9 protein-coding genes are annotated in these 16,071 nt (G+C 36.4%); 1 reads left to right on the forward strand and 8 read right to left on the reverse strand.

Annotation, left to right across the window (positions count from 1 at the left end; translation table 11 throughout):
• Positions 1 to 51: 51 nt before the first annotated feature.
• On the reverse strand, positions 52 to 1,764 hold the full coding sequence (locus BUE24_RS18030) for a helix-turn-helix domain-containing protein (protein ID WP_170864628.1): 1,713 nt from the start codon (positions 1,762 to 1,764) through the stop codon (positions 52 to 54).
• 324 nt (positions 1,765 to 2,088) lie between these two features.
• On the opposite strand from BUE24_RS18030, the gene BUE24_RS18035 reads away from it, so the two are divergent.
• On the forward strand, positions 2,089 to 2,688 hold the full coding sequence (locus BUE24_RS18035; protein ID WP_073319036.1) for a helix-turn-helix domain-containing protein: 600 nt from the start codon (positions 2,089 to 2,091) through the stop codon (positions 2,686 to 2,688).
• Positions 2,689 to 2,720: 32 nt separating this feature from the next.
• Here the strand turns inward: BUE24_RS18035 and BUE24_RS18040 are convergent, their stop codons facing one another.
• From BUE24_RS18040 to BUE24_RS18070, 7 genes are all read right to left on the reverse strand, one after another.
• Positions 2,721 to 4,943: a DUF5916 domain-containing protein gene (locus tag BUE24_RS18040; protein WP_073319039.1), complete on the reverse strand. Its 2,223-nt coding sequence runs from the start codon at positions 4,941 to 4,943 to the stop codon at positions 2,721 to 2,723.
• 129 nt (positions 4,944 to 5,072) lie between these two features.
• Positions 5,073 to 6,473 (reverse strand): hypothetical protein, encoded by a 1,401-nt coding sequence (locus BUE24_RS18045; RefSeq protein WP_139242043.1) that lies wholly within the window; start codon positions 6,471 to 6,473, stop codon positions 5,073 to 5,075.
• Positions 6,474 to 6,484: 11 nt separating this feature from the next.
• A complete protein-coding gene (locus tag BUE24_RS18050) occupies positions 6,485 to 9,082 on the reverse strand; it encodes a DUF7452 domain-containing protein (protein WP_073319045.1) in 2,598 nt (865 codons plus the stop codon).
• Positions 9,083 to 9,109: 27 nt separating this feature from the next.
• Entirely contained in the window at positions 9,110 to 11,299 is a 2,190-nt protein-coding gene (locus tag BUE24_RS18055) for a hypothetical protein (RefSeq protein WP_139242044.1), read from the reverse strand.
• A 13-nt stretch (positions 11,300 to 11,312) separates the two neighbouring features.
• Positions 11,313 to 13,394 (reverse strand): hypothetical protein, encoded by a 2,082-nt coding sequence (locus BUE24_RS18060; protein WP_211483326.1) that lies wholly within the window; start codon positions 13,392 to 13,394, stop codon positions 11,313 to 11,315.
• Positions 13,395 to 13,418: 24 nt separating this feature from the next.
• Positions 13,419 to 15,407: a hypothetical protein gene (locus tag BUE24_RS18065; RefSeq protein WP_073319054.1), complete on the reverse strand. Its 1,989-nt coding sequence runs from the start codon at positions 15,405 to 15,407 to the stop codon at positions 13,419 to 13,421.
• Entirely contained in the window at positions 15,404 to 16,069 is a 666-nt protein-coding gene (locus tag BUE24_RS18070; protein WP_073319057.1) for a hypothetical protein, read from the reverse strand. Before BUE24_RS18070 ends, BUE24_RS18065 begins: the two co-directional genes overlap by 4 nt.
• Between the last annotated feature and the right edge of the window lie 2 nt (positions 16,070 to 16,071).

A 16,071-nucleotide genomic window follows, 5' to 3' on the forward strand; every position in this document is an offset into this window, starting at 1 on the left:
TCAGAGTTTTACGCAAATTAAATCAACAATTAAAAATGAGAACAATTATAACTATTCATCCTGTTTTTGAAGCTGTTTGATAAAGTAAGAAGGATGAATTCCATTTTTCTTGTAGAAAGATTTTGAAAATGCCTGGCTGGTATTAAATCCAATTTCCTTGGCGATAGCTGCCATGGTATATTGTTTAAATTTTTTGTCCTCTTTTAGCCTTGCAACCGAATAGTCAATTCTTAAATCATTAATATAGGTGCTAAAACTCTTGCTTTTATATTTATTGACTACTTTGGAAAGGTACTTGTAATTGGTGTTGAAACGTTTGGAAAGGGAATTTGTAGTTATATCTGGCTCCAAAAATCCTTTGTTTTTTTCAAATTGGGAAAGTTGATTCAAAATATCTGCTATGATATCTTCGGCGATACCAATTTCGGTATCTTGAGTATCCGCTATTGGTTCTTTTTTCTTCTCTTTATCATTCGATCCCGAAGTAGAAGCGTTGTACAATTCATTAAATTTTTTCTTATACGTTTTTCGTTTTATATAATTCTGAATCCAAAAAGCCAAAAAAAGAATACTGATAGAGATAAGACCAATAGTAATATAAGAGAACGATTTCTTCTCATTCTTGAGAGCATCAATAATTTCCTGTTTTTCGGATAGTAGTTTTGGAGTATCGTATTTCTGGACCACGTTTTTGATCAAATACTTATAATCACTATTCAAACTACTGTCGATGGCTAAGCGTCTTTCGATATATTTCAAATGTAGATCCTTATCCCCACTTTTTTTATAATGTTCGATAAGTACATCATAACTATTTCGAATCTCTGGGATCGCCATATGATTCTTGCTGTATATTTCATCAACTTTTTTATGAGCTTCAAGGGCGGTTAATGGCTCTCCCAAAGCAGACAATGTCTTACCCAAGTAAAAATAACCCATACTCAAATTTGCCGTACTTACCGGATCATCTGTATCCGAAATCAAATCAATTGACTTTGTTAAGCTATCTTTTGCAGCCTGGTAATTCTCTTTATAAAATTGATTAATTCCCTCATTAAGGATGAAGTGAGATTTCCATTCATAAGTATCTTCTAGAATTGCAGAAAACGAATATCCCGCTTTATTAAACAAAGAAGCAGAATCCAATTTTCTGTGATGGATATATGCATCGGATAACGCAAATACTGTCGTAAAATAGTCCTGAGGTTTTTTCTCTTTGAATTCTGTAAAATAGGCGACACATTTTCTTAACGTAGGAAGACTGGTCTCGTGCTCTCCTACATGGGCCTTGATCAAAACCATATCCACAAGTGCCTGATGATAGTAGAATTCTTTATTGTGTTTTTTGGCTTCTTCAGTGACTTTTAAATAATAGTCAAATGCTTTTTTGAAATTGAAAGTATTATAATAAATAGTAGCTTTATCCTGATAGGCAAGTAATGGATAGCGAGCATTATTAAGAGGTTTACTTAAGGCAATAACACTATCATTGTATTGCTGTGCTAGATCGTAATCGCTAATCTTGGAATACAAATAGTACCCATCAGCAAGCACAAGACTATCGTTATTTTGTCTTGCTTTTTTGATATATTCCTTAAGAATTTCCTTGGCTAATTGTACAGAATCACTTCTGTGTTTGTAGTACGCTCTTCTTAATACTTTATAATCTTCCTTTGTTTCGTTATCCACTTGATAAGCATGTGAAGATAGGGAAACAGTAAACATCAAAAGGATTAGACTATACAAGCGTACGTTGTAATTCATGAGGATAGGATTTCGAATATCATCTAAAGGGGTAATCATAGTATTATCTAAAACTCTAAACGAATATTTATCATAAATATTTGGACGTTATAATCCTTACTGCAAAAACAAACCCAATCTCCTGGATAGAATTACAACTTCATAAATATACTTATTTATATTTAAGAAGCAATCAAACACAAAAACCTTACAATCAATTATTTATAGAATAAATTTAACAATACGGATTCATGGAATTAGCGGTCTTTTTTCCGGAATCCGTAGAGTTATCACTTGGTATCAAGCCTATTGCACGTCTATATTTGAGTGTCAAGTGAACAAATTATGAATACAACTAAAAACACAAATACGTCTGTATTAAAAGCAGCAGCTTCATCCCCAATGAAAGTGGTACACCGCAGTGTTTCTTTTGGTAAAAAAAGAAATTCTAAGCAAAGTCCAATTGGAGGCAAAGGATCAAATATTAAGGTGGTTGCAAAAAACAAAACACCTGAAATATCGAATATCCAATTAATCCCGCAACTGAAAAAAACAAAAAGACACTCACTTTCTTTGGTCCTTCCGAATATTATGGTGCGAACAAGAGATGAAATACTTCTTCATAATATAACGAATTATATCATCGATAACATGGCCTGTCCAGATCTAAATGTGACGAAGATTATGGGAGTGGCTCATATGAGTAGGACCCAATTACATCGTAAACTCAAAAGTTTATCCGGGCTTTCTACTACGGCTTTTATAAGATGTATACGTTTGGAAAAAGCTGCTTATTTACTACAACAAAATGTGGATAATGTAACTCAAATTGCATATCGAACCGGGTTCTCTGATCATTCTTACTTTACAAAATGCTTTAAACGTAAGTATGGTGTTTCTCCTTCAGACTATATTCGAAACCATAAGGTATCTTACCTCCTTTAACCTCCTTTAACCTCCTTTATTTGTAGTACAAGCTACAGGTTAAGCCAATAAGTAACTTTCAGCACTATAGATCGGGTACGAACATCAAACGCAAACCGGTCTAAAGGATCCACCTCTCCAGTAAGGAAATTATCAGTATACACTAAAATCAAATCTGATACAGGAGCAAAACGCCATTGAATACGAGCATTTATATTGGTGTTATCGCTTTGAGAGTTGTATTGCACAAATAGTGAAGTGAATACACTTTTGGAAAACGTATAATCCACACGAGGGCTAATCAAAAAAGTTTCTCTACCTCCATCCAAATGAGGTAAGTCGAAGTAGTTTACCGCATAATTCAAGGAAAAGGAACCTCGAGGTTGGTACCTGATGGTAAAGCTACCTCTTGTGCCGTAGCGCCAACCATTAAAATACTCTCCGATATAAGGGCTTAAACTCCAACTAAACGCTTTTCTTCGATCACTCCTAAAATTACCTGTAAAACTAAAATAAGAAAAGTCCTGATCCGCATCCAATTCTAAAGAATCAGTACCTGTGGGATCAAATGGATCAAACAAATACACATAATTATGATTAAGATTGAATTGGAAAGTAGCACGCTCTGCTAGTTCTCCTCCCCACCCTATAGAAAAAAAATGGTCTGTTTTACCAAACTCAGGTCTCCAAAATACATCCGCCTCAGCCCTATAGGTATGGTTATTCATAAATTCATTCTGAGGGTAGTATCGAAGTTCTGTAACTGGATTAATCCTAAAATAATTGGTTCTTGGCACAAAACCTACTTCGGCATTGTAATCTTCATCTACATATTCATGACTCCAAAGCACACCAAATTTTCTGGTGTTATAATTTAAAGTACTTCCTTGAGCTATAGCAATATCCGTATCTGGTGTAAAGGTACCATGCACAAAGGTCTTTCCTGACCAGGTATTATCCCTTGTGGCATAATTAAAATCTATTCCCGCCATCCTGTTATAACGATTAATATCCAGGGTGTCCAATCCATCAATATCAGCTACTTGTCTGTTTACTGCGATGAATCCAATATTCGATCTTGTCCATAGTTTACGTTGTGCAACAGCTACTCCATAATTAACACTCGGAATCCCCTGTTCTTGGCTAGAAGCTGTTTGCATATTCAAAAATCCAATTCGGGTATTGGGGTCAAGCTTTCCACTTATTCGCAATCCGCCATATATCCTATTCTGAACTAGTTCTTCGGTACGTACATCCTCTCCAACACCGATTCTTCTGGAGAAAAAAGGGTTAATATTTGCGAACCCAAACTGTCCAAAAAGATCTGCATTTTCCAGAAAGAACTGTCTGCGTTCTGGGAAAAAGATTTCAAAACGATCCAGGTTGGTAATTTGCTCATCTACTTCTACCTGAGAGAAATCAGGGTTCACCGTCAAATCCAAATTAAGTCCCGGTGAAAGCGCTATTTTAGCATCTCCTCCGGCTTCAAAAAAAGTATCAGAGGGTGTATCATCTTCGAAATCTTTATTTACTCCAGAAGACACGAAGGGAATTAACGAAACTGCACTACTTTTTGTTGTCAGTTCTTCTTCCCAAATCATTTCGGCAGGATACGCTAACGTAAAAACAATCTGATTTCTTGGCACTCTAGAATGTGTACTAATTTCGTTGGATTGGGAATCGAAACGATAGCAGGAAAACCCCCATTTCTTGGATGGTGTGGGATATCTGAGGGTGCTAAATGGGATTTCTAATTCGGCGGTGTAATATCCATCGTATTTTTGGGCTTCTCCTTTCCATTTGTTATCCCAAGAAGTAGAAAAATCTCGTAAAACGTTTCCTCCATTACTAATGATTCCTTCTCTGCGAACCCCCTCAGGGTTAATTCCAAAATAAAGTGCATTGGTACCATCATCAAAAGTATCGAAAAGCAATGTGATATTATCAGCACCTCCCGCTCTGTAATCCCTACGAAGAGAATTAACTATCCAATCATTCCCCGCTGCATAACATTTGATCCCTATATAAAGATTCTTTTGATCGGTGCACATATAGATTTCGGTCTGTGCTTTTGCAGGAATAGAATCTGATGGAAAATATTGCACAAAATCTTTTGCCGGAGTTAGTTTACTCCACACTCCCTCATCCAAAACACCATCGATCTGGATACCTTCATTGGTAGTTCCTACTGTGAATGATTTCTTCTGAAAAATAGCGGTTTGTGACCAGCTTGTTGATACCGAAAGCAGTAAAAGTAGAACGATTAATAATCTCATTTCAGGATCTTCGAATGGCTATTAGTTAGGTAATATCTTGTTACAATTCCCTAAAAATAGAATACCAAAATTTAGTTTTTGTTAAAATTATGACAAACTAGAAATTAGATCCTTGAGGTCTTATTTGGTTTATTGAGAAATAAAAAGATAATCGTCTATCAAGGTATTTGGTCCTCTTCTGGTAGTAACTGTATCCTTACTAGATGAAATAACATAATGAATGGGATTTCTTTTATCGTACGTCAGTGGTGTTTCTTTTACAATTGAAGAAGTTTCTTTTTCAAACCGTACTTCTTTGAGTTTTGATTTCCCATTAAACATATAGGCAAAAAAGACCGAAACCTCATCAAAACGTTGCCAAAGATTTTCTGAATCTATTTCTACTTCAATTAATTTTGAGATCAAGTTCTGGTTCTTTACAGGAGTGGTCACGTCAAGTTCTGAACTACATTCAGCTTTTTCTTTCCAGTCAAAAATTGTCCTTTTACCTTCAATATCGATTTCGGTAATTCGATATCGCATAGGCGTATCTACATAAATAGCATAAGGAAACGAAATATGATAAGTATGCAAATCAGTATTTTTCTTCAAAAATTTCACTTCCTGTTTTACGGTTTCCGCACCATCAACACTTTGTGCTTCAATCTCTACTATTTTCATGAATAAATCAGGACGGATATTCTCTTTGAAATCATAACATTTTATTTCTAAACCTGCATAAGCTGGAGGAATTTCTTCATTAAGATCGAGTTGTTTGACTACGTCAGGATATTGTTCAACATCCACTTTGATCGGTAATGCATCAGATTGGATAATTCTATTTTCTACAATTTCTTTATCCTCCTCTTCTTTAGTATACAAATGCTCTTCTACTTCTTTTGATCCCGTAAATTCTATATCTGATTTTCCCAAAAAGTCAGCATAAAAAGAATACTGTAAGCTAAGACCTAAAGTTTTCTTTTTAAGACAATCCATAAGAATTTGAGATTCGTATTGGTTTAATCGAATAGTCAATACTCTGGTTTCCCAATACCCTCTTGAGGTGGATACACTTTCTTTACCACTTGACTCTAGGACTCCCTTTTTTACCACATCTTTTTTTGAATGGTCTGAACCCGTAGATGGTATAATTAATTGGGTTTCTATACCAGATATGGATAAAGGAATTATTTTTGATTTGGGAGGTAGTTTTACCTTCACTCGTTTCATAAAATCCTTATCCATTTTTTGCATCTCTACTCCTACCTGTAGCAAACTCATAAAACTCTTTTCTCCTCGGTCATTATAGCATTTAGAACCTGTATATCGCATATCCAAAAACTGAAAATCAGGTGTCCCATCCGATAGTATTTTAAGTTTTAATTTCCCAGGTTCATAATAAAATACATGAGGATCGACGTGATCTTTATAGAGGGAAACTCCGTCAATCATTCTTTTTGAATCATAGACTGGTTGGCCATAAACCCAACCTGTTGTAAGAGCAATTACGACCCAATGAAAAAACCTCTTAAAAAGTATCTCGACCCTCATGATTTTAGTTATTAAAATTGTTCTTGCTCTACGTTTTCTTCTTCTTCAGGCTCTTCATTTTCTTCTTCTGGCTTTTTCTTTTTAAACAAGCCTCCGATGATCTTAATCCCTTTATCGAGAATCTCTTCATCGCTTACATCACCACCCAAAATTGAATCCTTTACTTTTTTTAGGACACCATCTTTTGCTCTATCCAACAAGTCATCCTTTTTCTTATCCGGAAAAAGTCTTTTGATTTGGCTTTCTCCTAACACCAATAAATTGGTGTTTCCTTTTTCCCATCTACTGGTCATTACATCTCCATTATCCATTATTAAAATCACCTGATACTCATATGACATTTCCTTTCCTTGCGGCACAAATAACTGTATCTCATTAAAAGATTGACCATCTTCATTAACACTCAACGATGGAAACTCGATTTCATTAATTCCGTTAGGGTCTCCTTGTAAAGATTTGAGATTTAGTTTCAAAGAATTTGCTCCAGAGTATGCAATAGCATTCAGTATTTGTACTTCGATATTTGCAATCTCGCTGCCAGATGTTCCTCCTATAATCTTTCTTTTGACCTGCTGATTACACGTTCTACATTCATCATTAAGCACATAATCCAACCATATTTTAATAATGGAGTTTTGTTCAGAAATCTTGTTTAGAATTGTGGGATCGTTTTCTATATACTTTGACCCCGAAGCAACTTCTTGCCTTGGGATTTCTATGGTTTCAAAATATTGACTACGCCCTCTTTTCTTAAGCACAATAAACTTCTTCGGAATAATAGGATAATCCAAGTAATTGGTCCAACCTTCCTTTAATTCCTGTAATGAATTAAATTTGATTTTACCATAGGTAATGGGTGAATTTACTTTCAGATTAATAGGCACTTGTACTACTTTCAAACTATCACCATAAGGTTTAAAATTCAACATTACATTTCCGCTTCGATTGTTCAACATCGCACCTACGAAATTATCTACATTGCTTTCCATCTTCCAATCCAGAATGATCGGTTTTTGATAATCTGAAGGGACACTGGTACTCACACTCTCTGGCTTCACATTGAAATTAGTAAGGGTTGCGCCAAAATCTACAGATGGATTCTCACGTAAGTCGATTGATTTTAATGTAATACGCTTCCCTAATCGTGAAGACAGATAATTTTCGGCCAAATCGATATCATCAGTTGTAATATTTGAAGTCAGCTCAACATTAAGGAGTACGTTCCCCTTTTTTCTGTCTTCTGCAGACATATAGTAGACATTAAAATCGTACTTATTACTCTGCTTATCCCAATTGATAGAATAGTTTGCCGGAAAATAATACAGTACATTAGATCTTGGGTTCTGATCTTTGTATATGTCTTCAAAAAAATTAAAAGTATCTGTAAATAGCTGATATTGCTCCCCATCTATACTCCTCGAAAAATCCAAAGGCACTGATTTGGTTTCAGGCCCCAAACGATCAGTACTCCCAGGGTTTGCAGGCTTTATAAAAGGTATTGTTCTTACGATCCCTATATTGCGAAGTACATTTGTTTGGGTTGCCGGTTTGTTTTGTGCTACCCTTACACGACGTCCAGTATTTGTTGTTCCCGAAGCCACTCGTACACTACCATTAGAAGTAGATGTTCTAGGTGTTACTCTTACCGTATTGGTACTTTGTCTAGTATCTGTTCTGGGTTTTACAACGACTCTTCCTGTAACACTCGTTGTTGGTTTTTTGGCGACTACTGTAATTCTTGGTTTGGTATTTTGAGAAGCACTATAGGATAATACGTTGTAGGCTTCATTACCTTGTAAATATTTTTTGTTTTCATTGTAAATGTACCATTTGTCGCTAACAAGATATACCCCAATTGCATTATTGAAATTTTTGATACTTCCTTGTGAATTAAAGGTTACAAATACCAATGCCTGTTTTTTACCATTTGTTCTAGGGCTGTTAATCCCAGTGGTATGATTACGGCGATTATTAGATGTTACTTGATGTTTAAAAATTCCTGAATTGATCAGTACATTAAACTGTGCTCCGCTTGGCATTGATTGCCCATCCAAATTAAAAATATACCAGAATCCTCCAGAATATCGAACTCCTACATGATGAGGGTTATAGGGGCCTCCTCTCCCATAGTTTTGTGTAATCAAAAAAGTAGCATTGGGGTTATTGTTTAACGCCCTATGATTTATTTTGGTCGCAGCACCCGCTTTATTTGCTGCAGTAGTTTTATGAACAAAAGCGTTTGAAGATTTATTTGTCACCAGAACATTAAACTTTGATCCTGGTTTGATAGCGCTTTTATTTTGACTAAAGATGGTCCATTTTTTACCGTTAAGCCATACTCCTAATGACTGTGTAACATATGGCCCACGACTCCCATAATCGTGAGTAACAAATAGTAATTTGTTCTCGACATTGGTGGTTGGTATATTACCGAGAGTGGTAATGTGTCCAGAAGTATTTGCAGTGCTGGCAACATGTTTAAAAGCTTTTTGAATCGTCAATGGCTTAGCTGCAACTGCCCTAACTGTTCGTTGCGGAAAAACTAGTCCTATACATAGAAATAGTGTAAAGACCAGACTTATTTTTATATGTTTTGTTATTGTTTTCATGATGTTTTGTTTTATGATTAAGCGCTTTTACCAACTACTACTGTTGCTCCATGCGCTGCTATTCTCAAGAATGTCCTTTAAATAAACAGGCAATCGATCACGTACTCTTGGCCTTCTATCTTGAGCTGTAGTGGATGCGAAATAATACATATATCCTTGTGCAATTGCTTCTCCAGCACCTTGCGTATGGCCGCTATAATTAGTTTCTCTCAAATAACGTCTAGCTTCTTCTCGATGCCCAGAAAGAATATTATAATCTCTATCAATGAAATGCCCTAATTCATGAAGTAATGTGAAATTAACTCTTTGGTTTCTCCTTTCAGATAAGGAATAGGCAGATAACTTAATCCACTCATCCGCTCTGTTGGCCGGAGAACATCTCCAGGAAGCGCCACCCCTTCTGGGATGACTTAAAAAGTGATTTGGTCCATCTTCTGAAACTATTATTATTCTTGGAATTGAATTGAGATGTTCACTAGGTACTCTGGATAGTGTCTGTTCTATATTACGCTTTTGAGTATCATTTGCATTAAATACGGGTACAGTCACTCCGTTTACTGAGATTGACGATTCTTCTCCAAACGAGGGCCAATCCTGACAATTCTCTTCTGATGAATCAGGATCCGATGCATTGGTAACAGAACTTTCTTCTGTATTCGGTGCACTGGCTGTATCTCCAGACGCCGATGATCTTGATGATGAGTTAGGTTCAAAATTAAAATTGGTGTTTCCTAAGTCCATGCTTTGATTTACACCACATTGTATAGCAACATCTGTCAAATTATCCCATATTCTAGAATAACTACTTCTAGAGCCTCCAGAAGAGTTAGGCACTGGTTCAATAGAAACGGTTCTTACCCGATCTTTAAAATGATTCCAATACATGTCAAGTAAAGCAGGAGTAATTTGATCATTAAATATCTCCTTGAACTCTGCTTTTGAATTTAGATTAAACCCCGTAAAGAAATCAAAATAAGCCAAGGGTAATACTACATAATAGGGTTGATCCTGAACCCCATTAGATTCCAGTTGATCCTTTATTTCGGTAAGAGAATCACCCCGAGTTGTTAGTCCTAGGGCAAACTTATTGACAATCATTGCAAAAGGATCCCGTTCCTGATTTGAAACGATATTTCTATTCACTTTTTTTACGGCATACATAAATGGGTCGATATCCCGTACATGCAATGATGTAATTCCCAAAGACATCGCAAGTATCATTTCGTTATGAACGATAAATTCTGGACGCAAACTACGTATCGGATACGTTTCATAATTTGAAAGATTTGGATGTTGTTCCCCTGCACCATGGGCATCTCTGATTTGATTGTATAACCAGACATCATCAGAATATCCCATACGCTCTCTAAATGCTTGTGAAAACTGAGATGGCATTTGTGTTTCGACCATAATATTTCCGTTGTTTGCATACCAGTTTAAGTACCTTTGAAGACTTTTGCTATGAAACATCAAACTCATTGTATTTGCAACAGCTTCAACATATGCCATTCTTCTATTTGGAACGGCTTCGGTAAAAAAATGAGTGCCATCCGATCCATATCTATATTGATGATCGTTTACTTCGAATCTTTCATTAAGTGCATCAACCGCATCCTGTGTATGCATAAACTCATGTATAAAAGTGGCTTTCAGTTCTTGTAAACCGTCCTTAGGGGTTCTGTCTGGATGTAATTGAGTACCCTGATAGGTTGCATAATATTGCCCCATATGAACATATCCTCCCCAATTAGAGTCTTCTTCTCTCGAATAATGTGAAGCGCAGGGCCATACTCTATTATTAACCCCATTATCGCTGCGATCATAATCCTTAACACAAGGTTTTTTTTCGTGTGCGTACTGGTCACGTGTAAGGGATCTATCATCATTCCATAAATAGATTATTATTCTTCTATTAGTAAGTTTTAGAACAGACGCAATAGAGTGTTGTAAATCTGCGTCACCACCATTACTTGGATCCTTATATACTGCTCTTACAAAATTTTGTAAGTCTTCGATTCCTGAATCCTCCCAAAATCTCCCGTTTTCGATTTCGCTTGGTACTTCATTCTGGTTAATAGGAGATCTTCGATCTACAGTAGGGTCTGAAAAATAAGTAAACCTCAACAACCTCCTAATCGTTTCGACATCACTTTGAGTATAAGCGTTTACCCCAAAAAGTGTCACAAATACTAGTAATATTATTCTATATGTTTTCATAATTAGCTCTTCATTAATTAGGTAATTCGTCTACATGTAATACTTCAGAAGAAGTCGTTTTCTTTCCTGACTTTACTTCGTCACCTCCCCATAATCTCCAAGTGATTTCATATTCATATTCTTGTTTGTTCTTGGGAAGCATGATCTCCACTTGACCTGTAAGCGTTTCTTTTGAGGTATTGATGTTAAATTGTTTAGACAAATCATTCCCTCCTCCTAGATTATAACTAACCCTTACATCTACAGAACGTACATTTGCTTCCTCGAGCAAATCTCTTTCTGCCTCTATGGTGAGTATCTTTCTTTGTAATGGAGCACTAAGGTTAATCGTATTTTTGTTACTTGGCATCCATTCGGTTTCAAACTCGTGACCTCCAAAAAAGCTCCAGCCTACTTTATATTCAAAATCTAACCATTTGGATCTGTCATGATCTCCCTTCCAGCCATATAGTAGGGTGAATAGATTTCCTTCTTCATTAAAGTTTTTCCTTGTAACTCTTACCTCATCATATGTAAATTCTCCAGATTCATGTTCTTTCTTTAACTGTAAAGAAGCGTAGTTAATGAATTGAGAGAAGTTATCTGCATTAAATCCATCTATGGTTGCCAATAATTGCCTTTGTTTGTATACAGGATCATCGAGATTTATTTCCATAAAACAAGATGGACAATCTTTACGACTATACCCCAGATTATCTCCTATGGGCATCGGTACAACGGTTGGCAACGTTTCCTTAAAAGAAATCACTTTTTTACCCATTACTTTCACGGTTCGTTGTACGAATGATGCTACGATAGCCAATGAAGGCACCTCTTCTTCTTCTCTTGTATTGGCGGTAACCTCTTCTCGTTGTTCTGCTTCAATAGGAGTATATACTTCTCTCGATACATTATCCGGAGTAACGCCAGCCTGTGTGGGTGTTATTCTTCTTCCAGAGCTCTCGTCTGCACTTTCATCTTCGCTAGAAGCTACATCTTCTGTATCTTCATTGTCTTCTTCAGAATTTGCTGCATTTTCTCTTTCTATTCGTGCTCGATTACTTTCGTTAACTCGGTCTACACGCTCTCGCTCTCTCCGATTTTCTGCCCTTATTCGTTCGTTTTGTCTGTCTGCTCGATCTCTTTCTCTTCTATTTTCTGCACGAATATTGTTGTTCTCAGTTCTTACCTCCTGTCTTGAATTATTAAGTAACCCAGAAGCACGGTCCATAAAAGAAGGTTCTTGCCCATTGAGTCCTGCTAATTGATTTAAATTTGGTCCATCTGAACTTCCTAATGGAGTAAAAAACTCATTTGTTGCGTGTTCGATAGCTCTATCAATCGCATCCTGCATTTCAAAATTTTCACCTATTTTTTCAATTTCAATAGCTCCATTATCTATCATTTCATCCATAAAACTTCCTATTTCTGCAGATAACCAAGGTGTGGCAACTCCGGCTTGCATTCTTTGATGATTATGAATTTGTTCTCTATTAATTGTGATTTTTGCTTCAAGCGGAGAATTGTATCCAGCCAGTTCCATATTAAAGTTGAACGTCACCTGAGGATTAGGAGTATCGAATGTTTCCCATAAAAATGTTGCAGAACGTTTATCCAACTGAAGATTTACTGCTATGTTAGCTCCTTGAATTGTTGGTGCAGGAGCAACCGCAACCACCTGCTTTTTTTCAGGATCAGCAAGTTTAGGAATCGATACTGTTACCGTTCCACTTTTGAAAATAACTGGCCCTACAATTTTCCCTTTACCATTAATTCTTTTAAGCGCTTTTTCAGCATCTTTAATTTCCTCAGGTGTAGGACCATATCCAAACACGCAGTGAAAGACTGCTCCTCCTAGACCTTCATCTTTTCCATCATCTTGATTGTAAGCCCATTTGATTAATGAAAATTTTGGAGTGCCATCGTCATTCAAAGCCACACGTACTTTTTTAGACATAAACCAATAAGAATCGGTGTCTTTTACTCCTGGAAACAAAACCAAACTCCCTGCTTCTACAGGTTTATCTACTGTTATTTGCATTGTAAAATCTCTCTGGGAGAAAAGTTTATTTGGCATGATCAATACCAGCAAAACAATGCATACTATATATTTCATAATTATCTTCATCGTTCTTATTTTTTATTTACTATCCGTCTTTACCACCTTCAAAACATCTTTGAATCTATCCAGAATCTTAGCTGTTTTGCTTACTTTACCATCTTTACCAGGTTTTAGCAGCACTTCTCCTGCACTGATTATTTTTTCCAGATAATCCGGATCTTCATCCTTTAATTCCTGAGGAATTGTGGCATAGACATAATCATCATTAATTTTTGTTTCCCAATCCAGCACCATTTTGCCTCGTTCTTTATGGGTAAGTATATATCTGTAGGCATATCCCTGAGTATCTCTATCTGTAAAAATGGTACGCTCTACCAAGGGTTCTCCTTTGGATACTGTAATGGGGATATTGCTCTCGGTTTCGTTACCAAATTTCATATACCGAAGCTGAAGGGTAGCACGAACTACTCCGAGTGCTTTGAGCTCTTCTAAATCTGATTCGAATTCTATTGTTCTTGGTACTATAGGAGGAGCCAAAGTAATATCATTATGCATCCAATCTCCTTCTACCCACTCTGGTTCTGCTGGGAATTTGTTACCACCTTTCAGGCTCCATTGTGCCGAATATTTATAATTATCGGTATTCTCATCATCTCCTCTGGCATAAGAAATCACGGTTTTAAGCCCTTTATTCTTCATATAATCATAATCGATGATCACATTATCATTGAAGTCGTTACCCGAACTGCGTTCTTTTTTTACAGTAATAGTTGCATAATTGGCCTCTCCTTCTTCGAATAATAATTTGGATTCATTATCCAATAAAAAGTTGATATCTCGGTGTTGAAAGAACCGGTCATTAAGCAGTACAGAAGAGACACATTTTTTGTTGTTTTTCACCCCGTTATACCAACTGGCAAGGTTTGCCGTAACCGTAAACGGTTTCTCTATAGCTAATCTAAGATTCAGATAATAGGTCTCACGTCCCTTCTTAACGGCAGTTTTAAGAAACTCCCTATTATAAGTATACTTTCTACTATATTTTATATCAGGCATTGCCTCTTTCTCCTTTTCGGTAGGAGGTGCAAGTTGTTGAGACTCTACAGAGTTGGTCATTTTTTGTAAGAAAAAATCAAAAAATGCCTCCCTTACTTTTTCAATTCGATCATCTTTTACATTATCATCCCAATCGATTTTGATGTACTCTCTTTTATACATTTCATCAACCACATTTCGTACCTCATCATAAGTAATACTATCCGTAGAAGATCTTTTCCCAAAAAGTCCATCAACAAGACCTCCAAACAGTCCACCTCTCTTTTTTTTACTTCTGTACTGCCTATATTGAGCCGAATCCTTTTCAAAATGCTTCATCATTTCTCTCCAACGTACTTCTACACGTCCTTTGGCTGCTGGTACTCTGGTAGTATATTTATAGCTTAATTCTACTGTAAGATCTGTTATAGCCATATCTTTTTCGAAAGTAGCTGCTAATAGTTGTGCTCCATTAGGTGTAAGCGAAGAAGCTACTGCTGCTCTCCCTCCAGGAAGAACCGGAGCATTAAACGATTGAACCACTGACCTTGCCAATTTCTCATCCCCTAGGGTAGCGGAAATGATTTTCAAGGATTTTTCTCCGTCAGGTTTTAGCTCTAAAGCTCCTTTTAATTTACTTCCCTTTTTGGCGCCTTGCTCTCCGTTTTTGAGAATCATTTCTAACTCGGCCTGCTGCTCTGGAGTTGGTCCCCAATGCATTAACATATGTAACAATGCTCCGCCAATTCCACCTTCTGCTTCCTTTTCTTCGGTAATGTACTTCAGAAACAGAAACTCTGGTGTATTTTCTGTATTTGTAGCCAATCGCAATGAAAAAGGCAAGTAATAATAGTCCTTACTTTTTGCATCAGATAAACTAATTGCTTTTCCTAAAAGCGTTACTGCAGTACCATCTCCCAACGTAACAGACAATCTATTTTCGTTGTCCACAATTTGAGCTTTGACAGCCATTATCCCCACCACAAAACAGCATACTACTGTCATGATGTAATGTTTCATTTTTGTTTTCATAATGAATGATTTAAGAGTTCATAAAAATTTTTCGTCAGTTTGTATGTACGATAAGGTTCCGGGGGATAATTGAGGTAAAATACTAGTGTGAGATATGTGTTTTTTAAGTCTTTTTGATTATTCTTTATAGCGTTGCTCAAAAACTGAGTATCTTCTTGATTAAGTTGAAAAGAGGCTGCTATTTTGGTATTTGCCATGGGAGTAGCTTTACCAATATGTACCATGGATCTATTGAGTATATCGACAAGTTTGGAGGTACCTTCGATCACAAATCCATCATCATTTTTCACTTCAGGGATAACAGCCCCCATCAATTTTGCATGTATTCCTTTGCTATCTATTAATTGTTCCTGTGCTTTCTGAAATTGCGAACCTGTTAACCCCCATGTAATTAGAAAATGAAGGATACTCCCTGAAGTTTCTTTATCCTGAAACTTCAAGAATGTAAACGAGATATCATGCCGTTGGGTTTCTGCAAACCGAAGGTTTGTAGGCAAGTAATAATATTCGCTATTCCCAATACTTTTACATACGGTAACCTCAACATTGGCAGCGATCATAATAGATTCGCAATCACTTGCATCCAATCGTTGTGCTATTATTTGGTCCGAAAAGAACAGAAGCTTTATCACTAATGCTATATGTATACTACGCAAAATCATGT

This window comes from Aquimarina spongiae, assembly GCF_900141785.1.
GTDB lineage: Bacteria > Bacteroidota > Bacteroidia > Flavobacteriales > Flavobacteriaceae > Aquimarina > Aquimarina spongiae.

Excerpts from the sequence above, each read along its gene's own strand:
- BUE24_RS18070 (WP_073319057.1), bottom strand. The coding sequence starts at position 16,069 with ATGATTTTGCGTAGTATACATATAGCATTAGTGATAAAGCTTCTGTTC.
- BUE24_RS18060 (WP_211483326.1), bottom strand. The coding sequence starts at position 13,394 with ATGAAATATATAGTATGCATTGTTTTGCTGGTATTGATCATGCCAAAT.
- BUE24_RS18065 (WP_073319054.1), bottom strand. The coding sequence starts at position 15,407 with ATGAAAACAAAAATGAAACATTACATCATGACAGTAGTATGCTGTTTT.
- BUE24_RS18045 (WP_139242043.1), bottom strand. The coding sequence starts at position 6,473 with ATGAGGGTCGAGATACTTTTTAAGAGGTTTTTTCATTGGGTCGTAATT.
- BUE24_RS18050 (WP_073319045.1), bottom strand. The coding sequence starts at position 9,082 with ATGAAAACAATAACAAAACATATAAAAATAAGTCTGGTCTTTACACTA.
- BUE24_RS18040 (WP_073319039.1), bottom strand. The coding sequence starts at position 4,943 with ATGAGATTATTAATCGTTCTACTTTTACTGCTTTCGGTATCAACAAGC.
- BUE24_RS18030 (WP_170864628.1), bottom strand. The coding sequence starts at position 1,764 with ATGAATTACAACGTACGCTTGTATAGTCTAATCCTTTTGATGTTTACT.
- BUE24_RS18055 (WP_139242044.1), bottom strand. The coding sequence starts at position 11,299 with ATGAAAACATATAGAATAATATTACTAGTATTTGTGACACTTTTTGGG.
- BUE24_RS18035 (WP_073319036.1), top strand. The coding sequence starts at position 2,089 with ATGAATACAACTAAAAACACAAATACGTCTGTATTAAAAGCAGCAGCT.